At 42.3% G+C, this 23,228-nt stretch carries 20 protein-coding genes; 7 read left to right on the plus strand and 13 right to left on the minus strand.

Features of this window, described 5'->3' with window-relative positions; all coding sequences use genetic code 11:
- Positions 1–161: 161 nt before the first annotated feature.
- Positions 162–1,484: a Xaa-Pro dipeptidase gene (pepQ, locus tag ACKLNX_RS08045; protein WP_412971942.1), complete on the plus strand. Its 1,323-nt coding sequence runs from the start codon at positions 162–164 to the stop codon at positions 1,482–1,484.
- Positions 1,485–2,286: 802 nt separating this feature from the next.
- Here the strand turns inward: pepQ and ispB are convergent.
- Positions 2,287–3,258, minus strand: coding sequence for an octaprenyl diphosphate synthase (gene ispB, locus ACKLNX_RS08050; RefSeq protein ID WP_412971943.1), 972 nt, complete (start codon positions 3,256–3,258; stop codon positions 2,287–2,289).
- Between the two features lie 250 nt (positions 3,259–3,508).
- Between ispB and rplU the strand changes: the two genes are divergently transcribed.
- The 4 genes from rplU to folA all read left to right on the plus strand — a co-directional run bounded on the left by rplU (position 3,509) and on the right by folA (position 6,742).
- On the plus strand, positions 3,509–3,820 hold the full coding sequence (rplU, locus tag ACKLNX_RS08055; RefSeq protein WP_411693418.1) for a 50S ribosomal protein L21: 312 nt from the start codon (positions 3,509–3,511) through the stop codon (positions 3,818–3,820).
- A 15-nt stretch (positions 3,821–3,835) separates the two neighbouring features.
- Positions 3,836–4,093: a 50S ribosomal protein L27 gene (gene rpmA, locus ACKLNX_RS08060; RefSeq protein ID WP_411693346.1), complete on the plus strand. Its 258-nt coding sequence runs from the start codon at positions 3,836–3,838 to the stop codon at positions 4,091–4,093.
- A gap of 903 nt (positions 4,094–4,996) precedes the next feature.
- Complete coding sequence (gene cgtA / locus ACKLNX_RS08065; RefSeq protein ID WP_412971944.1) at positions 4,997–6,169, plus strand: Obg family GTPase CgtA; 1,173 nt, start codon at positions 4,997–4,999, stop codon at positions 6,167–6,169.
- A 96-nt stretch (positions 6,170–6,265) separates the two neighbouring features.
- Complete coding sequence (gene folA, locus ACKLNX_RS08070) at positions 6,266–6,742, plus strand: type 3 dihydrofolate reductase (RefSeq protein ID WP_412971970.1); 477 nt, start codon at positions 6,266–6,268, stop codon at positions 6,740–6,742.
- 517 nt (positions 6,743–7,259) lie between these two features.
- Here folA and rpoS read toward each other — a convergent pair.
- From rpoS to ACKLNX_RS08120, 10 genes are all read right to left on the minus strand, one after another.
- Positions 7,260–8,279 carry an RNA polymerase sigma factor RpoS gene (gene rpoS / locus ACKLNX_RS08075; protein ID WP_412971945.1) on the minus strand — a complete coding sequence of 340 codons (1,020 nt, stop codon included), beginning with the start codon at positions 8,277–8,279 and terminating at the stop codon, positions 7,260–7,262.
- 82 nt (positions 8,280–8,361) lie between these two features.
- The gene (locus ACKLNX_RS08080; RefSeq protein ID WP_412971946.1) at positions 8,362–9,210 is read right to left on the minus strand and encodes a peptidoglycan DD-metalloendopeptidase family protein; all 849 of its coding nucleotides are present in this window, start codon (positions 9,208–9,210) and stop codon (positions 8,362–8,364) included.
- 7 nt (positions 9,211–9,217) lie between these two features.
- Positions 9,218–9,796 (minus strand): YqaA family protein, encoded by a 579-nt coding sequence (locus ACKLNX_RS08085; protein ID WP_412971947.1) that lies wholly within the window; start codon positions 9,794–9,796, stop codon positions 9,218–9,220.
- Positions 9,793–10,431, minus strand: coding sequence for a protein-L-isoaspartate(D-aspartate) O-methyltransferase (locus ACKLNX_RS08090; RefSeq protein WP_411693335.1), 639 nt, complete (start codon positions 10,429–10,431; stop codon positions 9,793–9,795). Before ACKLNX_RS08090 ends, ACKLNX_RS08085 begins: the two co-directional genes overlap by 4 nt.
- An 8-nt stretch (positions 10,432–10,439) precedes the next feature.
- Complete coding sequence (gene surE / locus ACKLNX_RS08095) at positions 10,440–11,198, minus strand: 5'/3'-nucleotidase SurE (RefSeq protein WP_412971948.1); 759 nt, start codon at positions 11,196–11,198, stop codon at positions 10,440–10,442.
- Positions 11,199–11,228: 30 nt separating this feature from the next.
- Positions 11,229–12,332: a tRNA pseudouridine(13) synthase TruD gene (truD, locus tag ACKLNX_RS08100; RefSeq protein WP_412971949.1), complete on the minus strand. Its 1,104-nt coding sequence runs from the start codon at positions 12,330–12,332 to the stop codon at positions 11,229–11,231.
- A gap of 8 nt (positions 12,333–12,340) precedes the next feature.
- A complete protein-coding gene (ispF, locus tag ACKLNX_RS08105) occupies positions 12,341–12,820 on the minus strand; it encodes a 2-C-methyl-D-erythritol 2,4-cyclodiphosphate synthase (RefSeq protein WP_411693332.1) in 480 nt (159 codons plus the stop codon).
- 11 nt (positions 12,821–12,831) lie between these two features.
- Positions 12,832–13,566 (minus strand): 2-C-methyl-D-erythritol 4-phosphate cytidylyltransferase, encoded by a 735-nt coding sequence (gene ispD, locus ACKLNX_RS08110; protein ID WP_412971950.1) that lies wholly within the window; start codon positions 13,564–13,566, stop codon positions 12,832–12,834.
- A 5-nt stretch (positions 13,567–13,571) separates the two neighbouring features.
- Positions 13,572–13,853, minus strand: coding sequence for a cell division protein FtsB (gene ftsB / locus ACKLNX_RS08115; RefSeq protein WP_411693330.1), 282 nt, complete (start codon positions 13,851–13,853; stop codon positions 13,572–13,574).
- A 25-nt stretch (positions 13,854–13,878) separates the two neighbouring features.
- The gene (locus ACKLNX_RS08120; RefSeq protein WP_412971951.1) at positions 13,879–15,645 is read right to left on the minus strand and encodes a TIGR03545 family protein; all 1,767 of its coding nucleotides are present in this window, start codon (positions 15,643–15,645) and stop codon (positions 13,879–13,881) included.
- Between the two features lie 384 nt (positions 15,646–16,029).
- Between ACKLNX_RS08120 and putA the strand changes: the two genes are divergently transcribed.
- Entirely contained in the window at positions 16,030–19,833 is a 3,804-nt protein-coding gene (gene putA, locus ACKLNX_RS08125) for a bifunctional proline dehydrogenase/L-glutamate gamma-semialdehyde dehydrogenase PutA (protein WP_412971952.1), read from the plus strand.
- 143 nt (positions 19,834–19,976) lie between these two features.
- Here putA and ACKLNX_RS08130 read toward each other — a convergent pair whose 3' ends face one another.
- Together ACKLNX_RS08130 and ACKLNX_RS08135 are read right to left on the minus strand one after the other, a co-directional pair.
- Positions 19,977–20,591 carry a trimeric intracellular cation channel family protein gene (locus tag ACKLNX_RS08130; protein WP_411693327.1) on the minus strand — a complete coding sequence of 205 codons (615 nt, stop codon included), beginning with the start codon at positions 20,589–20,591 and terminating at the stop codon, positions 19,977–19,979.
- A 62-nt stretch (positions 20,592–20,653) separates the two neighbouring features.
- A complete protein-coding gene (locus ACKLNX_RS08135; RefSeq protein ID WP_412971953.1) occupies positions 20,654–21,217 on the minus strand; it encodes a TIGR04211 family SH3 domain-containing protein in 564 nt (187 codons plus the stop codon).
- Positions 21,218–21,461: 244 nt separating this feature from the next.
- On the opposite strand from ACKLNX_RS08135, the gene ACKLNX_RS08140 reads away from it, so the two are divergent.
- Positions 21,462–22,952, plus strand: coding sequence for an inorganic triphosphatase (locus tag ACKLNX_RS08140; protein ID WP_412971954.1), 1,491 nt, complete (start codon positions 21,462–21,464; stop codon positions 22,950–22,952).
- Positions 22,953–23,228 lie beyond the last annotated feature (276 nt).

The following is a 23,228-nucleotide window of genomic DNA, read 5'->3' on the forward strand; positions in this document are numbered from 1 at the left end:
GTACAGTGAGTCAGTGTTAGTTACTCCTAATTCACTGACAAGCTGGCTGTAGCATGATAGCCTTCGCAATATTCAACGCAAAGTCAGTAACGTTAGGTCGAGGAAGACAGCACTTAAAGTATACAACCTAGGCCAAATTTAAAGCATTAAAGAGGACAAAAATGTCAAGCCACTCAGCATCTTATGCAGAACATATTAAGGTTCTACAAGCTCGCACTTTAGAAGCTATTCAGCGAGAGAATATCGATGGACTTATCATTCATTCGGGACAAGGTAAAATTATGTTCTTGGATGACAATTATTATCCCTTTAAAGTAAATCCTCAGTTTAAAGCATGGCTGCCCGTTGTTGATAACCCTAACTGTTGGTTGGTGGTTAATGGTACCGACAAACCTAAGTTGATATTTTACCGCCCAGAGGATTTTTGGCACAAAGTGCCACCTGAACCTACTGAGTTTTGGGTTGAGCATTTTGACATTGTGTATCTCAAACAGGCTAATGCCGTCGAAAAACATCTACCATACGACAAAATAAAGTATGCCTATATCGGCGAATACATTGAAGTGGCAAAAGCTCTCGGTTTCGAATTTGTAAATCCTGATAGAGCATTAAACTATTTGCATTGGCAACGCGCTTACAAAACTGATTATGAACTGGAATGTATGCGCCATTCTAATGCCATTGCGGTAGGTGCTCATGCAGCAGCCAGAACTGCGTTCTTTGATGAAAAGAGTGAGTTCGATATCAATAGCGCGTACTTGAGAGCGGCGAGACAAGGCGAAAATGAAGTTCCGTACAACAATATCGTTGCGCTGAATGAGAACGCAGCGATATTGCACTACATGCAAACTGACGCTGTAGCACCTAAAGATTTTCGTACCTTTCTGATTGATGCGGGCGCCAGCTATCATGGCTATGCTTCTGATATCACGCGTACCTACTGTGCTAAACAACATGACTTCGCTGATTTAATTAAAGCTGTGGATACATTGACAATAAAGCTCGGTGAGCAAATGAAACCGGGTATGAGCTATGTTGACATTCATCTGGCTGCTCATGTTGGCATTGCACAAATTCTGCATGATTTCGGCGTCGTAAATCTGTCTGCACAGGATTGTATTGAGAATGGGATAGTGAATACATTCTTCCCACACGGTATTGGTCACTTCTTGGGTTTGCAAGTGCATGATGTTGCAGGACATGCCGGAGATGATCGCGGTACACCGAATCCACCACCAGAAAACCATCCGTTCTTGCGATGCACACGAACTATTGAAGCCAAGCAAGTATTTACGATTGAACCAGGATTATATTTCATCGATAGTTTATTGGCTAAGCTAAAAGGCTCGGCACAATCTAAGTTTATCAACTGGAACGTAGTGGATGAATTTAGACCTTTCGGCGGCATTCGTATAGAAGACAATATTATCGTTCATCGTGAACGTAATGAAAATATGACTAGGGAGCTAGGGCTAGGTAGTTAGGTTCAAGTTGTTAGGTCTAGCTAGTTATAAATGCTTAGATTCGAGCAGTAAAGTCTAAATAGCAAGGCCTAAACAGCAACTAAGTCCATAACTCAGTATTTAAGTATGTGCAGCTCGAATGCGCGAAAGGGCATATGCTACGCCATAGTTAATATCATAGAAAATGTGCCCGCTTGTATGCTGCTTCTTGTCGCGGGCGCACTAATTTTGTTTTTTAGTACAGGAACGGTTAACAACGCTTTTTACTGAGCAAAAATTCTGCTATTGTTTAAACACAACTCATGGAGAGAAGTAGTGTCGTCAGTAGATTAAGTTTTTAAAAGGATTTTATGAAACGTTCTATTCTTAACAGCGTCTTTTATACGCTTTTGTATGGTGCTGTGCCATTACAAATCATTTCATTTATTTATGAACAGTGGACTATTTGGTTGCTCCTCTGTTTTCCTATTGTTTTTGTCCTTATTCGAACTCAACATTATGTCTATCACAAAAATGGGCAAGCCTACTTTCGTCGAATGCCTTTTTTTCGTGGAGTACCATTGAACAAAATTAGGCATATGGGCGACCTAAAGTTGGTTGATACAACCAAAAATATTAAGCAATTATGGCTGTTCATAGAGCGAATGCGCTTTATTTAAATGCGCTTTATTCAAATGCACTATACCTAATTGTTCTTTAATTATTGTTTTTTTGTTTAATGACTTTTGATTCTATGAAGCTTCACTCAATGACTTGGCAGTGGAAGTGATTACTTGGCAAGCACCCGGTTTGGAGTACTTACCAAAATCATGTTCGATTAAACTTAGTGACTTCTGTTTACCGAAAGGTCGGCAAGACCGATAAGGGCGTCTTTGAACTCACTATTGGGAATGATACTTAGAGCGTCTTTAGCCTTTTGAGCTTCGAGTTCTGCGCATTCTTGCGTGTATGTTAGCGACCCTGTGTCCTGCATGACAGCTAATATATGATCAAAGTGAGGCATGCCATTAGCGTTCTCAATAGCATCTCGAATCAATTTTGCATCTGCAGGCTCGCAATTCCACATAGCATGTAGAAGAGGGAGAGTTGGTTTGCCTTCAGCAAGATCGTCTCCGGCATTCTTACCCATATCATCCGCTTCAGCTGAGTAATCAAGAACGTCGTCGATTAATTGAAAAGCCGTTCCTAAATGCTTGCCGTAAGCCTGCATTGCCAACTCAACTTCTTCGTTTTGCTCAGTCAGAATAGCGGCCAATTGTGTTGCTGCCTCGAATAATCGTGCCGTCTTACTGTAGATGACTTCAAGGTAACTGTCTTCAGTAGTATCTGGGTCATTACAATTCATCAATTGCATGACTTCGCCTTGCGCTATGCGATTCGTTGCATCTGATAAAATGTCCATTACCTTCATACGCTGCAAGCTAACCATCATTTGAAATGCGCGAGAATATAAAAAATCGCCTACTAGTACGCTAGCTTGATTACCAAACACCGCATTAGCGGTTTCTCGACCACGACGCATCGTTGATTCATCAACTACATCGTCATGCAATAAAGTTGCTGTATGAATGAACTCAATAATTGCGGCGAGGGTATGATGCTCGTCATTCTTAATATCTAAAGCACGAGCGGCTAAAACTGTTAATAATGGGCGTAATCGCTTGCCACCGCTATTAACTATGTAAAACCCGAGTTGATTGATTAAGGCAACATCAGAATCAACTTGCGTTTGAATAAGTTTGTTAACTGCCTGCATGTCTGATGCTGATAGTGTTTGAATACTTGCTAAATCCATATTTAACTCGGCGAGGCCCTAATTTGTATCAATATTATTAATGCCCGTTATTGTACATTAATCTATAATCGCATGTACAAAACTGATGCAAATAAGCGTGACTTTGACTGTTTTGTTTAGCTTTTTTTGACTAATTCAAAATAGACTAAATAAAATTAGGTTTTGTGCTTGATAGATCGCAAACCATAACGTACAATTCGCGCCCTGTTTTTTGAATAAAAGCGCTTGTATGCGCAGAGCGGAGAAATATATGTACGCGGTTTTCCAAAGTGGTGGTAAACAACACCGTGTGGCCGAAGGTCAAACCGTTCGTCTTGAGAAGATCGAAGTGGCTCCAGGTGAGTCAGTTGAATTCGATAACATCTTGATGATCAGCAATGGCGAAGACGTAAAAATCGGAACGCCTTATGTTGCTGGTGGTAAAGTTACAGCTGAGATCGTTACTCACGGTCGTGGCGAAAAAATTAAAGTAGTTAAGTTCCGTCGACGTAAGCATAGTCGTTCTACAACGGGACATCGTCAGTGGTTCACAGAAGTGAAAATCACTGCAATCAACGCATAATAGGAGCGATTACTCATGGCACATAAAAAGGCTGGTGGTAGTACCAAAAACGGTCGCGATTCAGAAAGTAAACGTCTTGGCGTAAAACGCTATGGCGGTCAATCTGTATTAGCTGGTAACATTATCGTTCGTCAGCGTGGAACTAAATTCCACCCTGGAGACAATATGGGTATCGGTAAAGACCATACTTTATTCGCTCTTGTAGAGGGTAAAGTACAGTTCGAAGTTAAAGGCCCTAAAAACCGTAAGTATGTCAGCATCGTTGCTGAGTAATTCGGTCTAAAGCATATCGGAAACCCCGCTTTCAGCGGGGTTTTTTTTGCTTTGTCGCTTTGCTTTCATATGCACTTTGTTGTTTTGTACCTTGCTTAAATTGACGTTGCGGTATCTTGCGTCATTTGATGTTTGCGTACCTTACGACAGTTGGTGTTGCTGAACCTTACGTCAGCTGGTGTTGGCGTAACTTACTTCGGTTGTTGATTCCGTACCTTATGGCAGAGTCCTTCCCTCAAAAAACGCTGCGAGGCCATCCATGGCGCGCTTACAAATTTCTTCCATGAAATTTGAAATTTTTGAGGGAAGGACTCTGCCATAAGATACTTACATTGGTGGTGAGCGTTAGTTGTGCTGATGTTTTGGGTAAGTTGTAAGGTCTAAAAGCGGTTTGGTAGCATGCAAACTTATATTTAGTGCGCTGTCTAAGAAAAATTAATATCAATGAAGTTGCAAAACCAGCACGAAGCACTAAAATTTTAAGTAACAACAAAAGTTGAAGAGAAGAAATTTACCAAGTTCCCTTCCTCAAAAATTTACAATCACAGGGATGTGATTGTTTAAGCACTCATGGATGAGCTTGTCGTGGTTTTTGAGGAAGGGAACTTGGTAAATTGCTTCAAGCTCAGATCGTAAACGCGATTTGCACAAAAATGAGTTGATATACTTAAAATGGTAAGGAAATGCGGCTAAATATCGCGATATGTGTTGATTGTTAGTAGTGAGTGGCAACATGTTAAGAAAAACTATTATACGTAGAGCATGAGTAAATTTTGAGATAAAAGCTGGTCTTAAGACCAGTTACGAGTAGAACAAAAACTGTTATACTGAAGATGTAATTTCGTATGGAGGCAATAGGATTATTTTGCTGACATGCACCAACCACAGGTTTAGAGAAAAGATATGAAGTTTGTTGATGAAGCAGAAATACGCGTAGAAGCTGGAGACGGTGGTAACGGCGTTATTGGATTCAGACGCGAGAAATACATACCTAAAGGTGGCCCTGATGGTGGTGACGGCGGTGATGGCGGAAGCGTCTATCTTGAAGCTGACGAGAATTTAAATACACTTATCGATTATCGTTTTGAACGATTCCATCGAGCTCAGCGTGGTACTAACGGGCAAGGTGCAAACTGCACTGGACGCGGCGGTGAAGATTTAATTCTACCTGTGCCAGTCGGTACTCGTGCGACTGATAAAGACACTGGGGAATTACTCGGTGACTTAGTTAAGCATGGTCAACGCATGAAAGTTGCTCAGGGCGGTTATCATGGTTTAGGCAATGCTCGATTCAAGAGTAGTACAAACCGAGCTCCGCGCATCAAAACTAATGGTACGCCAGGTGAGATTCGTAAGCTTGAGCTCGCACTTATGTTATTGGCTGATGTTGGTATGTTAGGTATGCCGAATGCGGGCAAGTCTACATTCATCCGCTCTGTTTCAGCGGCGACACCTAAAGTGGCAGACTATCCGTTCACAACCTTAGTGCCAAACTTAGGGGTGGTTCGTCTTGATAGTCAAGCTAGCTTTGTTATTGCTGATATCCCAGGCTTAATCGAAGGCGCTTCAGAAGGCGCTGGCCTTGGTATTCAATTTTTAAAGCATTTGGAACGTTGCAGAGTATTAGTCCATCTTATCGATATAATGCCAACGGACGGTTCAGACCCAGTTGAAAATGCCTTAACAATTCTAAATGAACTGGACAAATATAGTCCAAAATTAGCGGCAAAACCACGCTGGTTAGTATTCAACAAGATTGACCTAATGTTGGAAGACGAAGCAAATGCGCTTTGTGCGGAAATTGCAGCTAAATTAGGTTGGGAAGATGATTATTATAAGATTTCGGCATTCCAAAAATTAAACGTTGACGAGCTTTGCCAAGATCTTATGGAGTTTATCGACTCACTTCCACCTGAGGAAGAAATGTTCAACAAGGAAGAAGAGCCTACTTTCAAATGGGATAATTATCATGAGCAAGTTATTGCTGAACATCAAAACGATGAAGCAGATGATGATCTTGACGATGATGATTGGGATGACGACGACTATGATGTCGAAGTAATTTATCAGAAGTAAACTATCGGACGTGCTTCATCAGAAGTAATTTATCTGAAGTAAATAGTACACTAAGCGCTTATTGAACGTTATATCGGACTCACAAACATGATATCAATGATTGCCGCCATGGCAGATAACCGGATAATCGGCGCTGACAACGACATGCCTTGGCACTTGCCAGCTGATTTAAAACATTTTAAGTCGCTTACTATGGGCAAGCCGGTGTTGATGGGTCGAAAGACGTACGAATCGATTGGTAAAGCTTTACCGGGCCGTCCAAACATCGTCATCACAAGCAATAGGTCCTACACTCTGGATGACGCTACCGTTGTGTCTTCGATAGAAGCTGCGATGCTCGAAGCTTCTGCGTATGATGAAGTGATGATCATTGGTGGCGGGTCTATTTATCAATCTATGTTGGCTCAAGCACAACGGCTTTATCTTACGTTCATCGATTTGAAAGTTGAAGGTGATACTCAGTTTCCCGACTACGAAGCCCATACCAACTGGAAAGAAGTGGCCCGAGAATCCCATCAAAAAGATGACAAAAACCCTCACGACTATACTTTTGTTACACTTGAGCGAGCTTAAGTTTTTTCGCTAAAGAAAAGCTGTATAAATATCCGTATATGGTACTAAAAAATATTGATGGTGCAACGGTCAGCCATAAATTGGGTGTCTCAAATAGAATGTTCACGCTTATTACAAAGATACTCTGAAGTACGATCGCGGGTAGGGGAGTCAATAATATTCCCGGCAAACAAACTCCTTTGCATGCACTCTCAATTTCCCTTAATGACTGCTCTATTGTGAGCGACGTGGCACATTTTTTACTAAAAAGTGAAAATTTAAACATGTTGGGAACAATAAAGGGAAGGCAGTAACGCTTAGATTTAAAGTTTTTATAACTAAGCTCCAAAATGAAAGTGAATAAGAGGGTAATACCTCCACTATAAGTACCTTGAACTAAGGCTGCTTTGTATAAAACCTGAATATCATCAGTGACTAAGCTATTTGCATAATAGGCCCAAGCGGCATAGAAGAAAAAAGCGATAAGTCCCGACATCAACAGGCGAATAAAAGCGTAATTCATGATAGTTAGCTTCGCTTATCCTTCGAAAGTGAATAAAGACTCTATATCAAGACCCTGATGGCGCATTATTTCTTTCAAGCGTTTCAAAGCTTCAACTTGTATTTGGCGTACACGCTCTCTCGTTAATCCTATTTCGGTTCCTACATCTTCGAGAGTAGCTGGCTCATGGCCAAGTAAGCCGAATCGTCGAGCCAAGACCTCTCTTTGTTTGGGGTTAAGATCTTGCAGCCATTTGATGATGTTTAACTTCATATCGCTTGTTTGTAACTTACTTTCCGGGCTAGTATCTTGTTCGTCTGCAATGATATCAAGTAAGGCTTTATTCTCTTCATCACCGCCAATTGGTGTGTCGACAGAATTAATTCTCTCATTTAACTTAAGCATTTTTTGAACGCTAGCGACGGGTTCGCCAGTAGCTTCGGCTATTTCTTCAGCGCTTGGTTCATGATCTAATTCTTGAGATAGTTTCCGTGCTGTTCGCAAATATAGGTTGAGCTCTTTCACGATATGAATGGGAAGACGTATTGTGCGAGTCTGATTCATTAACGCCCGCTCAATAGTTTGACGTATCCACCAAGTTGCATAAGTGGAAAAGCGGAAACCGCGCTCAGGATCGTACTTCTCAACGGCTCGAATCAGGCCTAAGTTACCTTCCTCGATTAAATCCAATAATGCTAGTCCTCGATTATTATATCGACGTGCTATTTTGACAACCAAACGTAAGTTGCTGACTATCATTCGCTCGCGAGACTTTTCATTGCCACGCAATGCTTCTCTGGAAAACTTTACTTCCTCTTCGGCTGTTAATAAAGGTGAAAAGCCAATCTCACCTAAATACATCTGAGTCGCGTCGAGTTGCTTAGTGGTAATTTCGTCGCTGGTTTTGCTCTGAGAGGAGCTTTTCGCATCACCGACTAAATTAGTCTCGTTCAGATCAATGTCTGGAGTCTCTTCGATATCTTCTATCGTATCAAGGTCTTCAGTATCAACTCGAATTTTAAATAAGGTCTTTGCTTCTTTTTGTATTGTGCTCATAGAACCCCCTTATCAACTTCGTGAAGTTAATTTAGTGACAGGCAAAAATACATTTCCAATGAAGGATGAGCCAATAAAGGAATTATTTTTTAGGTAAGAATTTGAAAGGGTCGAGAGACTTCCCTTTTCGACGAATTTCGAAATGCAACATGACATCACTAGAATCAGTGCGACCCATCGTTGCGATCTTTTGTCCTTGCTTAACATAACTCTGCTCACCAACTAGAATAGTATCATTGTGCGCATAAGCGCTTAATAAGTTATTATCATGTTTGATAATAACTAAATTTCCATATCCCTTAAGTGCGTTACCTGCATAAACAACTTTACCACTAGCTGCCGCGTATATTGGGGAATACAAGCCACCCTTAATATCGACCCCTCGATTTGTACCATCACTACCGACCACTGCTGAGGTTGATTTCCCAGTTGCAGGCCAAATCCAAGCTACTGTATTTACTGGGTTTTTCGATATCCTAGGTGTTTTTTCTATACTTCTATGATTGATTTTACCTTCACTGTCACCATACGCCTGTGTATTCTTAGGGTCAACCACAACTTTAGCCGTTCTATCTGTGTTTCCACTTATAGGCTTGTTTTTATTGCTGTTATTTTGAGCAGGTGCTGGCACCAATTTCAGAACTTGGCCTGGGAATATGTTGTAGGGAGCTTGAAGGTTATTATAGCTGGCGATGTCGCGATAATCGTTACCACTATAAAAGGCTACGGCAAATAAAGTATCTCCTTTTTGTACCTGGTAAGTTTCCCCTTCTATTTCAGTAAGATTATTTTGCTTCGTGACTGAAGTATTGAGGGAGACAACTGGGGCTGGCTGTGAGCGGCCGCTGCAGGAGCTGAGAAAAACAAACGAAATGGCAACAAGCCCGACAATTAATGGGCTTTGTATCGTTCGTTTGTGCAAGGTTTGCATGCTTCTGTTACCTGAAAACTAAATACAAGACCACAGCAAGTACGACCGTGCCCCAACCGATAATTTCTATATATTTTTTTAGTTTTCTTTCCATCATTGGTCCGCCATATTTCATAAGTGCTGCAACCAAGAAGAAGCGTAAACCGCGACCAATCGCTGAAGCTATAATGAACGGAAGTAAGGCCATTTGTAAGAAGCCTGCGCTGATAGTAAAAACCTTATAGGGTATAGGAGAAAAGCCTGCCAAAAAGACCACCCATACACCGTACTCCGCGAACCAAGCAGTCGCTTTGCTTAGTTTGTCTTGGTAGCCTAATTCGATAACTAAAGGTTGAATTAAGGATTCAAAAGCAAAGTAACCCAATGCATAACCCAAGATACCACCGATAACCGATGCAATAGTTGTGATTGCAGCAAAACGCCAAGCTTTCAGAGGTTGACTCAGAGCCATCGGCGCCAACATGACATCGGGTGGCACTGGGAAAAACATGGATTCAGATAAACTCAAGCCAGCTAAATATTTTTCAGCATGTTTATGCTGCGCCCATTTAAGGCACAAGTCATAACAAGTTTCAAAAATCCTCATAGCAAGTCACCCGCGACCAAGGGGACGAAGCGCACTGATTCAATCGTTTCCTCAATGAATTCCTCGCCTTGGCGGTCAATACATTTCAGACTTTGCTGCGCATCACCCACTGGTATAATAAGGCGACCACCGTCATTCAATTGCTCAAGTAAGGCTTGGGGTAGTTGTGCAGCTGCCGCGGTAACAATGATGCCATCAAAAGGCCCTTTGCTGTTCCAACCCTGCCAACCATCTCCGTGCTTCATTGAAATATTATGCAGGTCGAGTTGATTCATGCGACGTTTCGCTTGGAATTGCAAAGCCTTGATTCGTTCGACAGAGAATATTTGGGAAAAGATACCTGCTAGAATTGCTGTCTGATAACCAGAGCCTGTGCCAATTTCAAGAATTTTCTTTGGTGGTACTGGCGCGCTCAATAACAACTCCGTCATTTTCGCGACGATATAAGGTTGTGAAATTGTCTGACCTTGGCCGATGGGTAAGGCTGTATTTTGATAAGCCTTATGTTTCAACGCATCAGGGATAAATATTTCGCGAGGTGTGTTAGCAATGGCAGTAAGTACCCTATTGTCCTTTACACCTTCTTGTTCTAACAATTGCGCGAGCTGCATACCCTTGCGTGATGATATAGCCATGTCTTTTCCTAATTATTTGTGACTTTGGTGTTTAACCAAGTATTCATTTTGCTGACTTTTTGATGCACTGTCATATCCACAGACATGGGGGTTACCGAGCAATAACCTTTATTGACGGCATCGAAGTCTGTACCTTCACCTGCGTCTTGTTCATTGCCTAATTTGCCATACCAATAAATTGTATTGCCGAAAGGGTCTTCACTTTCAACCATCGTTTCAGCACGATGACGCTTACCGAGCCTAGTCGCTACTATGCCTTTTATATCTTCATAAGGAATAGCAGGCACATTTATATTCAAAATTTCGTTCTGCTGTAGCGGATGCGATGCTAATCGTCGAATAATGTCACAAGTGATTTTTGCAGCGGATGCGAAATGATCCTCGGTTTTGCTACATAAAGAAACGGCGATGGCGGGTAAGCCGACATGACGACCTTCTAAGGCCGCAGCAACCGTTCCAGAATAGATAGTGTCATCCCCTAAATTGGCACCATGATTAATACCAGAAACCACTAAATCAGGTTCGTTCGTCATAAACTTATTGATCCCTAACTGCACACAATCTGAAGGTGTTCCATTCAGCGAGTAAAAGCCATTTGGCATTTCCTCTATTCTCAAAGGTGTGCGTAAGGACAATGCATTACTCATTCCACTGCAGTTGCGATCGGGGGCAATGACAGTGACCTCGTGTTCCTTCGACAAGTGCTCATACAGCACTGCAATGCCTTTTGCATTGACACCATCATCATTGCTTAGCAATATATTCATTTGAAAGTTGCCTGTAAATTTTTAGTCTGTTTATACATCTAATAACTCCCTGACAATTGAAGTTGCGAAGCAACCAGCGGGGAGTGAAAACTGCATTTTTAAGTGTTTATTTTCTATTTGCCAAGTGAAATCTTGCGGCACAATTCGAATGGCTCTTCTTTCTTGTTTGAGGCCGAGTGAGTTGAGCGTTCGAATGATTTCAGGAAACTGCTTTACACAGTCAACTTCAAGAGCCTTCGCCGCTTTGTCCGAGTGCAGTTTGCCATCGCCCCACAAGGGTGCAGTGATGTTGATATCATTTTCGGACAAGCGTTCTATTATTTTCTCTTTTTCTGCGTCATCGTTAAAGACGAAAAAGCTATTTGAACCGCTTAGTTGCATAGCGTCGCCCAATAAAGGCTGCAGAAAACAGTCTCGCTCGATGCGTTCATGAATAACCTGATTAAATAGCCAACTTCGCAATGCAGAAATTGCCATCGAGCGCTTATTGCGATTACGTATTGCTTCGCCCGCAACTAACTTTTCGGCTAAGGCTAAATTGCCTCCTTGCACGACCTTGTTATCAGGAGCGGCTTCATTCGATTCCGTCGGTGTTATTCTCATTTCACCAAAGCGTTGGCTACCATAATAATTTGGGGCACCATGCTGCTTGATAAGCGCTAGCCGTTCTTCTAAGGCTTGAATATTGAACTCTGTTTTCTCATCATCATTTGCTGTCAAATTGCGTAAGGTGAGCTCGAATCTATTGCCTTTCAACACACCTACTCTGAGCTTGCGATCATTACGAGCGACTTTTAGAATTTTAGCACCTTCTAGGTCAAACTCATCCCAATTCGGCTCTTGTTTATTTGCAATGTGCACACCAAACCACTGGCGAGTCAGGGCAAATTTATCTTTGCGTCCGGCGTAAGTGATATCGCGCAAGTGCAAGTTACTGAACTTAGCGAGTGATTCAGCAACAAACGCGGTATTTAAGTTGGTTTTTTCTAGCCACAAAAAAATATGCTCGCCTTCACCACTAGGCTCGAAGCCAAGTTGTTCTTCAACAATGAAGTCGTGCATTTCTTGCTTTAGAGTGGCGCTGCCAAGAGCGTCACCATATAACCTTGACCAATGTGAAACAGATAATGACATGTAATTATCTATCTTCGCGGACAAATGAGGACGACTGCGTGACAGGCAATGCCTTCTTCACGTCCAACAAAACCAAGTCCTTCAGTTGTCGTTGCTTTGATACTGATATCTTTCACTGATACGCCCATTGCGTCGGAAATCGCTTCTCGCATAAAAGTAATATGCGGTGCCATTTTGGGCGCTTGAGCTTCAATCGTAATATCAGCATTACTTAGCATATAGCCAAGATCCTGAATGCGTTGATAAACTTGTCGCAGCAATTCGATACTACTGATGTTTTCATAAGCTTTGTCGCTATCTGGGAAATGATGACCAATATCACCCAATGCTAAGGAACCAAGCAGTGCATCACAAAGTGCATGCAAGGCGACATCACCATCGGAGTGAGCAATTAAACCGCGCTCATGAGCAATACAAATACCACCTATGGTAATTGGGCCCATACCACCAAATTTGTGTACATCGTAACCATGGCCTATACGGAACATAGAGAGTCTCCTTACTTATTATTGTTTGTGGATACAGTGTTCAAGTAAAACGAGGCGAGTGAGAGATCACTCGGACGCGTAATTTTTATATTCGTGCTGCGACCTTCAACGAGTTTGATATTTGCATTGCAATGCTCCATCGCAGACGCTTCATCAGTAATTTTCACCTCGTCATGCCGTGCCAACCGAATTGCGTCAATTAGCTTTGCAAGTGGAAAAAACTGCGGTGTTTGCGCTTGCCATAGTTGTGAACGGTCGATAGTTTCTTGTATTGTCGCGACTTCGTCGTTCGACTTGCTGTTTGCTTTCTTAATCGTATCGGCAACGGGAACAGCTAAAATAGCACCTTCACAGGTGTTGGCGCTCGCGAGTAAATCATCGATTTCTGGATGAGTCAGGCAAGGGCGAGCAGCGTCGTGCACTAAAACCCAAGTGCTTTCATCCGTACTATATTTGGTATGACAATGCCGCAAACCACTGAGGACTGAATCGACGCGTTCGTCACCGCCAATTACCTTATCGATCTGAGGGTGTTGTGAAACTTGCAGGGTGTCGAAAATGGCATCATTTGGATGTAAGACAACAACGATACGTTTAATTTGAGGATGAGAAAGCAAAGCATCAAGCGTATGCTCGATAACTGTGTGGCTACCAATTTTTAGATATTGTTTCGCCACCGAAGACTTCATTCTGCTACCAATACCGGCGGCAGGTACAACGGCTAAAAATGTGTTTACTGCTGTCAAAATTACTACTCTTGAGGCAAAATTCGGTAAAAAGTTTCGCCTTCTTTAATCAGACCTAGTTCGTTGCGTGCTCTTTCTTCAATGGACTCTAAGCCTAATTGAAGGTCACTGATATCAGCTTTTAAAAGTGCATTCCGTTGTTTTAGATTTGCGTTCTGCTTTTGCAGTTCTTCTACTTCTGACTTCATCAGTTTGTAGTCGGCAATGCTATTCTTGCCGAACCAAAGACGAGCCTGCAACAAGCCTAGCAGGGCAATCAATATGACGAGTATCCATCTATTGCGCATCACTCATTCCTTAGTGGTTTAGGTGTTAATCGTTACCAAACAATTTGTCGCCAAGTTTATCGAGTAACTTATCTTTATTTTTGTCTAACGCATTGCTCATTTGTGATTTTAATAGCTCATTGATGCTATCTGTATCACCTTGAGCGGCAGCTAACAGTGTCTCAACGGCCTTCAACTCTTGACTCGACTGTCCAAGTTGTTCAGCCGCTTTTGCATTCAATTTGCTTTTCAGCTCACCTAGTTTACCAGAACTATTGCCAGTCAAGCCACTAGAAAGGGCTTGAAGCATTTTTTTATCTAAATCTGATTTTACTTTAATTGAAGGGCTTGTAAGACTGCCGGAAAAGTCAGTATTCAGCTTAAGCTCAGTGAGACCCGAAATCACTTCCGCCATGGCGCTGGTAAGGTCGTTTTTGCCACTCGCTTTTAAGTTTAGAGCGCTGAGGTCAAATACCGATGAACCCGATACTTTACCATCAACCACTTTTAAACCGCCCTTACTTGCTAGTAAACCTGACTCAAGTAAGGCATTAAGTTTTTGTTTGGATTCTTCAGGTACCAGCTCGACCGCATTTAAAACAAGACCTTTTATGTCCCAATCTTGATTTGAATTCACCTTACCTTGGATAATTTCAAAGCTACCTTTGAGGTCGATGTTGTTCCAATTATTAGCTTTACTCGAATTCACCAAGAAGGTTGTCGGATTGCCAACAAGTGCATGTTGGTCGGTGATGTTTTGCCATGCTGTCTCTATTTGTTCATCTTGCCATTTAATATTGACCGCTGCTTTCTTTATCCAAACATTCGGCAAACCGTCATCAGCAACAACTTCTTCTTCATTTTTTACCGCTTCGCTGTTACCTGACAACATATCCATTGCCACAAGAAGGCCCTTTGTATACATTTTGGCTTTCTCGCCGAAAAGATGCTGAGTGACTTGACCAATAGCGCCTTCATCACCGGCAACAAGACCTTTTAATAATGCATAATCTTCTTGCGGTGCGCTTTTCAATGCCGCGACAGAGCTAGCAGATGCTGCCTTGGCTTCCTTAGCTAAGTCAACAAACTCACTGATATTCGCTTTATCTTTGCTAATTGAGTCTTTGATTTCATCAAACTCTTTTTTGGCGGCAGCTAATTCTATTGGATTTTTATAGTCCTTTTCCTTTAAAGCGGCCAAACGATTTTTGTACTCAGTTAATTTTTCTTTGCTTGGTAGTGCCGCATATTTTTCTTGAATCGGTTGCTTGTATTTCGTGACAACTTCTTGTGCTTGAGCAACAGCTGCCGTTGTTTTTAATGGCGATTTTTCAAGAAGTTCATCAACACTAGGTAAATCCTCTAATGTCGGAAATGCGAAACTCGAAGCTTGAGCATCGGGTTGAACATAAACTTCGCCCGCAGCGCTTCGCTTGGTGTCAAACTCAAGGTCTTGAATAAGGAGTTCATTCACTATCAGCTTTTTGTTTAACAGAGGCATCAAATCGACGTCAGCGGATACTTTTGCCACTTCAACTTTATTGCGAATCGGGTTTGCGCTATCTGTTGCTTGCAGGTGTGTTAATGAGAGACCGAATGGAAACAAGGTATGGCTCACTTCTTCTATGTTCACTTCTGCCCCTGATGCATCACCTAATGCGTCTTGTGCTAAACTTTTCAAAAGGGTATCAGCGAATAAAAAATAAAGTATTATAATTGTCGCAATAAAGCCTACTGGCACCGAGAGCCAAAGAGACACTTTACCTTGTTGCAGTGATGTTGATGAACTTGAATAAAAACCATGCCTGTACATATAAAAATCCTTATCTGCGCTAATGATTGAATACCGTCGCGGATCAAAAAATGCTCGATATTAGGGAGCCTTGGATAATGAAGATAAGGCTACCTGTATTTCGTAAAACTCAATCATAGCTGATTAGTGCAAAACTACCAATGAAAACGCGGATTTGTTTGCTGTTTTTTAACAAATTTATTGAGCATAAAAGCGTGCATAAAACATTGTATATAAAGGTCTTTGAAGAGGTTTACAAAAATAGCACACTTTTTTTGCTTACAAAGGTAGTTTTTCGATGCATTTAAGCTTATCGTACGCAAACTTTTAGGGTGCCTAATTGGCGCAATTTAAACGCACGGTATGAGCGTAAAAAGCAGTGCAATAACAATCATGAGGCGAACAATGTTAGTGAACAATAGTATCAATAATTCTTGTCCTATACGTCAGAAGATACGTGAGTTTTATCGTATTAGTGAGTCTGAAGCTATTGATCATATTTTGCCCGAGGCCGAAGTGAACATGGCCGCTCGTTCACGCGCATGGGAACGAGCTCGAACGATGGTTTTGCAAATTCGCCGTGAACAAGAAGGTCATGGTGGCGTTGATGCCCTATTAAATGAATTTTCTTTATCTACCGCCGAAGGTATTGTTTTGATGTGTTTGGCAGAAGCTTTATTACGAGTGCCAGATAAACATACTCAAGAAGAACTTATTCGCGACAAACTTTCAAAAGGTGAGTGGACTCCTCATTTAGGAAATAGTGACTCATTGTTTGTAAATGCTTCAGCCTGGGGCCTTTTGTTCACCGGCAATATGGTCAACTATGCCGACAAACGTAAGTCTGAACAATTTGGTTTATTGAAAAAAACCATGGGCAGATTAGGTGAACCTGTTATTCGACGCGCAATGAAAATAGCGATGAAAGTGATGGGGCGCCAATTCGTGATGGGCGAGTCGATTGAAGACGCGGTTGAACGAGCTGCCACTAAAGAAACTCAAGGCTACGTTTATTCCTACGACATGCTCGGAGAAGGCGCTAGAACTAGCCGTGATGCAGAGCGTTACTACCAAAGCTACGTAAAGGCGATTGAAGTTATAGGTAAAGCGGCAAATGGACGAGGCCCTCGTAAGAGTCCTGGTATTTCCGTGAAGCTTTCGGCTATTCACCCGCGTTATGATTTTGCGAAATATGATCGCGTGATGGAAGAAATCCCAGCCAAATTAAAAGCCCTTTGCCTAATGGCTAAGAAATACGATATTGGTTTGACGGTGGATGCTGAGGAATCAGAGCGTTTAGATATCTCCCTCGATATCATTGAAAAAGTATTTAGTGATCCTGAACTTGATGGCTGGGATGGTTTTGGCCTAGCGGTTCAGTCGTATCAAAAGCGCGCAATTTTTGTCATTGAATGGCTGCGTCAATTGAGCCTTGAAGTGGGCAGAAAAATGATGGTTCGCTTAGTGAAAGGTGCCTATTGGGATACTGAAATTAAACACACTCAACAAGGTGGTTTTGATGACTTCCCTGTATTTACACGCAAAACCTCAACAGACGTTTCATATCATGCCTGTGCAAATAGATTATTAGCTTATCGTGACAGTATTTATCCTCAGTTTGCCACGCACAACGCGTATTCAGCCTCGGTCATTATCGAGCTTGCCGGTGATGATAAAGAAGGTTTTGAATTCCAATGTCTACACGGCATGGGTGATTCTTTATATGACCAAGTAGTAACGAAAGACAATATTCAATGTCGAGTTTACGCGCCAGTAGGTGTACATGAAGATTTGCTCGCTTACCTGGTTCGCCGCTTATTAGAAAACGGTGCCAACTCATCATTTGTCAACGCGATAGTTGATGACACGCAACCGGTCGAGTCTTTGCTCGAAGATCCTGTCGAGCGCACGCAAAGATTACAAGTGCGTGAGAACAAGCAAATCGCCATGCCGGTTGATTTGTATGCGCCGGATAGAGCCAATTCACGTGGGATTGATATTTACGACGTAAACGCTACTCAAGATTTATCCATGAGATTAGACAAGTGGTTTGAAGGTCACATCAAAGCATTGGAAAATGTGAAAGAGGCTGATGGACAAATTATCGTTCGAAACCCCGCTCGACTCAGTGAAATCGTGGGCACACATAAAGTGCACAGCAAAGAAGAAATGTTGGCTATGCTCGATCGTACAACGGAAGCGGCCAAAGTATGGTCACAACAATCTGTTGACGATCGAGCAGGATTGTTGATGCGCACCGCAGACATTCTTGAACGGCATATGGACGAGTTAATTGGCCTATGTATTAAAGAGGCTGGAAAGATTACTGTCGATAGCATTGATGAAGTGCGTGAAGCCGTTGATTTCTGTCGCTACTATGCAGTTGAAGCTAAGCGCCTCGATCCAGAGAACAGACTTCAAGCACGTGGGGTTGTGTTATGTATTAGCCCTTGGAACTTCCCTCTCGCTATTTTCTTAGGACAAATAGCTGCCGCACTTGTTGCGGGCAATACGGTCATTGCTAAGCCAGCAGAGCAAACCAGTTTAATTGCTAAACGAGCATTGGAATTGATGACCTCAGTAGGTTTACCTGAAGATGCGGTAAACCTTGTCATAGCAAGAGGCCCTGACGTCGGTGATGTATTACTTCCTGACGAGCGTATTCAAGGTGTCATGTTTACTGGCTCAACGCAAACCGGTACTTTGATATCACAATTATTAGCAGCTCGTGGTACTGAGCAAGTGCCTTTGATCGCTGAAACGGGTGGTCAGAACTGCATGATTGTGGACTCAACCGCATTGCCTGAACAGGTTGTAGATGATGTTGTTGCTTCAGGATTTCAAAGTGCAGGTCAGCGTTGCTCCGCTTTACGCGTTTTATTTGTGCAAGAAGACATTGCTGATGACGTTAGTGACATGATTGTTGGTGCGATGAAGGAGTTGTCACTAGGTGACCCGTCTTTGCTATCAACTGATATTGGTCCAGTTATTGATCAGCGTGCGCTTAAAACACTTACTGATCATGTTGAATACATGAAGGGAAAAGGCAAGTTGCTTTATAAGTGCGAGCTGCCTAAAGAAAACGATGGTACCTTCTTCGCGCCACACTTCTTCGAGATTGATAACATCAACGTACTGGAAAAAGAAGTATTTGGTCCCTGCGTGCATTTAGTTCGCTTCAAAGGCAAAGAAATCGATAAAGTCATTGAACAAATCAACAGCACTGGTTTTGGTTTAACGATGGGTATTCATTCTCGCATCGAAGAGCGTGCATATGAGTTAGCGCGACTATCAAGAGCGGGTAACGTCTATATCAATCGCAACATGATTGGCGCTATCGTAGGTGTTCAGCCCTTCGGTGGTAGAGGCCTCTCAGGAACGGGTCCTAAAGCGGGCGGTCCAAACTACTTGCCTCGTTTAATGAAAGAGAAAGCGACGCCGAAGTTTTCATCTCAAGTGAATAAGTTTACCGACGACAAAGCTATCCAAAGTGATGAAGTTGCGTTTGAGCAGGCTAATGGACTTATGGCATCTGCAATGTCGGTGGAAAATAAGTGGCGCTTAACGCCTTTGAATGACCGCATTTCGTTTGTTCGCCAATTACTGGCTAAAATCGCAACAGTCGAGATAGTTGAAGAATTGGCAGACGACTTGAATAAGACTTTAGCGTCGGCTCGTACTCAGCTAATTGCGATCGAGAGAAGATTACGCGCACCGACGAAATTGCCTGGGCCAACAGGTGAATCAAATACCTTACATCTTGAGCCTAGAGGTGTCTTGGTCTGTTTCGCAGATAAAGATGTGACCTTTGAGTATTGGGTACTGTCGATTGTGACTGCTTTGGCTACAGGTAATACAGTCATTTCAGTTGTCTCTGATTTATTTTATGAAGAGGCGTTGACCTTTAAGGACAAACTAGCCAGCACTGGCGCGCCAAATACCGTCTTCCAAGTAGCGAATTTACGCCACCTTGAAGCTTTGCTCATGAATAAAAGTTTGGCCGGTGTTGTTGTCGATAGTAGTACAGATCGAAGCGCTTACATTTCAGCGAAGTTAGCTGAGAGAGAAGGTGCAATATTACCGGTGATCACAGCGGAGTATAACGACAACTTGATACAGCGCTTAGTCACGGAAAAAACCATCAGTGTTGATACTACTGCGTCTGGTGGTAATACTTCGTTAATGACCTTGATTGAAGATGACGAGTAGCAAGTAAAGAGAAATATGGAGTAGGTGACGCCTGCTCCATCATTTGATTATAGGTTTGAAAGCTGAACTTAGACTATTCTGCTTGCTGATAATGTCACTAAGCACAAGCATTCTCACGGCAGTTGTTTATCAATTAACGCGAGTTATTGCAGGCCTTTATGCGCAGGCATTGATAGCTTCGTAACAATTGCAATGGCACGTACAGTGAATGCGACAACGCAGCCAATTCCAATCGCATAGAATCCAATGATGCTCAGTAGACTAAAACTAACGCAGTAGGCAATTGCGCCGCACAATGAGGCTGTAATATAAATTTCTTTTTGGAATACGACAGGCACGTCATTTAAGATGACATCGCGAATAATACCGCCCAAGCAAGCACTGAAAACACCCATGATGACCGCAACAGGAATTTCCGCACCAAGTCTTAATGCTTTTTCCGCCCCTAAGACGCTGAATAATGCCATGCCCAAGGCATCGGCCCAGAGTAGGGCATTCGATTTGCGAGAAATCTGCTGAGTAGCAAAGTAAGTAATTACGGCAGAAACGCTACAAATAACGACGTAATACCAGTCAACAAGCCAAAAAACAGGAACGTCAAGAATGACATCGCGCAGTGTACCGCCGCCAATACCGGTGACGTTGCCAATAAACACAAAACCTACCCAATCCATCTTTTTCTTAGCTGCTAATAATGCGCCGGAAACGGCAAACGCAGCGGTACCCGCGATATTGATGATGAGCAAAAATGTTAGCATTCATTCAGCCTTTAAAAGCAATGGTTGGGTGAACAAGTCTGGAGCTTCTGCCCCAGCAGGAATTACATCAATGGATTAGATTTGTTTCTTTTACGAGCGAATAAACCTAGCAAAAACCCAATGATAACGCTTATAAGAGCTAACACCGTGCCGCGTGTAAACCAAAGTGCTTGGTCAATTTGAGCTTTTTGTTCAATATGGGTGGTTAAGTCTGCATTTCTCTCAATGCTCTCGGATAGCTCATTATTCATAACGACGATTTTTTGTTCAGCTTCGTTGCGTTCTTTAAGAGCCTGACTCAACTGAGTCTGCAGTGAGTTAAGACTGGTTTCCTGACTAGCTAATCTTTTGGTAGCACGCTCATGAGCAACTCTAATAGAGGGCTCTGGACTCACAAAGTCATTCTCAACCCAGCCAGTGCGTCCGCGATCGTCTCTAACTTTTACAAAACCAGCTTCTTCATCTATTTGTAAAATAGCTATTTTTGTACCCGCATAAATTGAGCCCAAGATACGGAAATTGCGGCTAGGACCAGCATGCATGAATATAAATAGTTCATCAGAGATATAGCGAATATCTTCTTGCTCACTACTATTAGCTGATTCTGATGGAGTAGATTGAGCCATCGCCTGATGACTAAATAGCGAATAAACCAGTAATATGGAAAAAAGTAGAATCGAAAATCGCATGTTGCCTACAGTGTTATGAAGTCTTGTAGGTGATTCTAGGGCCTGCGCAAATTTTTCACAAGTTCATATTCGGATAGTGCCTATTTTACTTGCGAATGCCTTGAAAAGTTTGCTCACATGGGCATTCAAGGATATGGTACACCCATATTCACAAGCTGAGCTGATTAACAAGTTGAAGCCCATGGAAATTGAACTAAAACTCATCACTGATCAAGATGCGCTAACTAGCTTCGAACAAGCATTATTACCAAAGTTAAAAGGTAAAGTAACTCGCAGCGCATTTGATGTATTCAACGATTATTACGATACACCCGAGCAATTCTTAGGGAAGCGTAAAATGGGGTGCCGAATTAGGCGTGTGAATGATCATATTGAACAGACAATAAAAACGCAGGGCAATGTTAAAGGCGGTTTACATCAGCGTCCTGAGTACAACGTGAATTTAGATAAGCCGTATCCTGATTTAGAAAAGTTCGACCCTGAAATTTGGTCAGACGACATTGATGTCGAAGACGTAAATCGGCAGTTGCAAGTGCAGTTTTCCACACATTTTCACCGTGTCACTTTTGATATTGTGGATGGTGAGAATCACATCGAGTTAGTGTTTGATTCTGGTGAAGTGAAACACAGTTTGGGTTCGCTTCCAATTGGTGAAATAGAGATTGAACTAAAGTCAGGCTTGCCCACAGCCTTGTTTGATTTGGCCGATGAAATTAGCAAAGTGACGCCCGTACGTTTGAGCAATATCACCAAAGCGGCCCGTGGCTATCAATTGATGAATGGGACTGTTTTAGATTCTGTAAAGTTACCTGATTTTCTCGACTTGAAAGCCGAGGAAACGACGGAAGAAGGATTGTGCAAAGCGATAGAATGCGCCTTGTCACATTGGCAACACCATGAGTATGTCTATTTGCAATCAGGTCATTCAGGTGCTTTAAAGGAAATAGCGCAAAGTGTTCAATTATTGCTGCAAGGTGTGTCTTTGTACTTGCCCGTGCTGCAGTGTCAGGAACTGCTCAACTTACATAAGCAACTTCTTGTGTTGTCGGAGCAATGGTCTTGGCAGGACGACTTGCTGTGTATTCGCAAACTACGCTCGAATAAAGGGCCGTTCAGTCGCCGGGTGCCTAAACATCAAGCTTTGATGAGCTATTTGAATGGGCGACGGGAAGGTTTGTTATCGGTGCAATCACCAGAGCAGTTGCTGGTATCCATGGAAAGCAGCCAAGTACAACTCGGGGCCTCAAGATTACTCATTGAAAAACCTTGGCAGTCACAAGCAAGCGGACATCAAATACCGGTTATCAAACACGCGAAAGGCTGGTTATCACAAGGTTGGCAGACGGTTATGCAAAGTTTGCCTACAAAAGTTGATATGGATTATACAAAGTACATAGCCCTTGAAGTGCTGCTTCGTCAGACGCTGATAAATGGCTTTCTATTGGCTGATCTGTTTGCGGAGAGCCGCGGTAAATTCAGAGCGCCTTGGTTAGATCTTATTGAAGGCATCGATGAGGTTAAAGCTTTATTGTTTTTGCGAAGTGCATTGGAGGAAGTCGACTTACAAGATGCTGAAGATCTCGACAGTTGGATTGACGATAAACTCTCAAGTGTTATCAGAGTGATGGAAAAAAGTCGCAAAGTTGCAATGAGCGCCGAAATTTATTGGTAAATTACTCGCTTATTCTTGAAATCTGCTTTTGTCGTAACCATATAAGACGTTTCGGGTGGAAAGAAGTAAATAAACGACTCTTTGAATTGCAAAAAAAAGCGCATACAAGGTGCTTCACTTTGAGCTTCACATTGAAATAAGTCAGTTTATGTTTTAAAAATTACCTGTAGTAGCAAGCATAGGCTTAATCGATTTAATTGGTTGATAGAATCGATTTTATTCAATTTATTTATTTACTCAAAACACTTATCTTTACATCAAGCAAAACGGTCAACG

The organism is Glaciecola sp. MF2-115, assembly GCF_047250385.1.
Classification (GTDB): domain Bacteria; phylum Pseudomonadota; class Gammaproteobacteria; order Enterobacterales; family Alteromonadaceae; genus Glaciecola.

Excerpts from the sequence above, each read along its gene's own strand:
- truD (WP_412971949.1), bottom strand. The coding sequence starts at position 12,332 with ATGTCATTATCTGTTTCACATTGGTCAAGGTTATATGGTGACGCTCTT.
- ACKLNX_RS08135 (WP_412971953.1), bottom strand. The coding sequence starts at position 21,217 with ATGGCTCAATCTACTCCATCAGAATCAGCTAATAGTAGTGAGCAAGAA.
- ACKLNX_RS08120 (WP_412971951.1), bottom strand. The coding sequence starts at position 15,645 with ATGTACAGGCATGGTTTTTATTCAAGTTCATCAACATCACTGCAACAA.
- ACKLNX_RS08140 (WP_412971954.1), top strand. The coding sequence starts at position 21,462 with ATGGAAATTGAACTAAAACTCATCACTGATCAAGATGCGCTAACTAGC.
- ACKLNX_RS08085 (WP_412971947.1), bottom strand. The coding sequence starts at position 9,796 with ATGAGGATTTTTGAAACTTGTTATGACTTGTGCCTTAAATGGGCGCAG.
- ACKLNX_RS08130 (WP_411693327.1), bottom strand. The coding sequence starts at position 20,591 with ATGCTAACATTTTTGCTCATCATCAATATCGCGGGTACCGCTGCGTTT.
- ACKLNX_RS08080 (WP_412971946.1), bottom strand. The coding sequence starts at position 9,210 with ATGCAAACCTTGCACAAACGAACGATACAAAGCCCATTAATTGTCGGG.
- rpoS (WP_412971945.1), bottom strand. The coding sequence starts at position 8,279 with ATGAGCACAATACAAAAAGAAGCAAAGACCTTATTTAAAATTCGAGTT.
- cgtA (WP_412971944.1), top strand. The coding sequence starts at position 4,997 with ATGAAGTTTGTTGATGAAGCAGAAATACGCGTAGAAGCTGGAGACGGT.
- ftsB (WP_411693330.1), bottom strand. The coding sequence starts at position 13,853 with ATGCGCAATAGATGGATACTCGTCATATTGATTGCCCTGCTAGGCTTG.
- ispB (WP_412971943.1), bottom strand. The coding sequence starts at position 3,258 with ATGGATTTAGCAAGTATTCAAACACTATCAGCATCAGACATGCAGGCA.
- rpmA (WP_411693346.1), top strand. The coding sequence starts at position 3,836 with ATGGCACATAAAAAGGCTGGTGGTAGTACCAAAAACGGTCGCGATTCA.
- ACKLNX_RS08090 (WP_411693335.1), bottom strand. The coding sequence starts at position 10,431 with ATGGCTATATCATCACGCAAGGGTATGCAGCTCGCGCAATTGTTAGAA.
- folA (WP_412971970.1), top strand. The coding sequence starts at position 6,266 with ATGATTGCCGCCATGGCAGATAACCGGATAATCGGCGCTGACAACGAC.
- rplU (WP_411693418.1), top strand. The coding sequence starts at position 3,509 with ATGTACGCGGTTTTCCAAAGTGGTGGTAAACAACACCGTGTGGCCGAA.
- ispF (WP_411693332.1), bottom strand. The coding sequence starts at position 12,820 with ATGTTCCGTATAGGCCATGGTTACGATGTACACAAATTTGGTGGTATG.
- surE (WP_412971948.1), bottom strand. The coding sequence starts at position 11,198 with ATGAATATATTGCTAAGCAATGATGATGGTGTCAATGCAAAAGGCATT.
- putA (WP_412971952.1), top strand. The coding sequence starts at position 16,030 with ATGTTAGTGAACAATAGTATCAATAATTCTTGTCCTATACGTCAGAAG.
- pepQ (WP_412971942.1), top strand. The coding sequence starts at position 162 with ATGTCAAGCCACTCAGCATCTTATGCAGAACATATTAAGGTTCTACAA.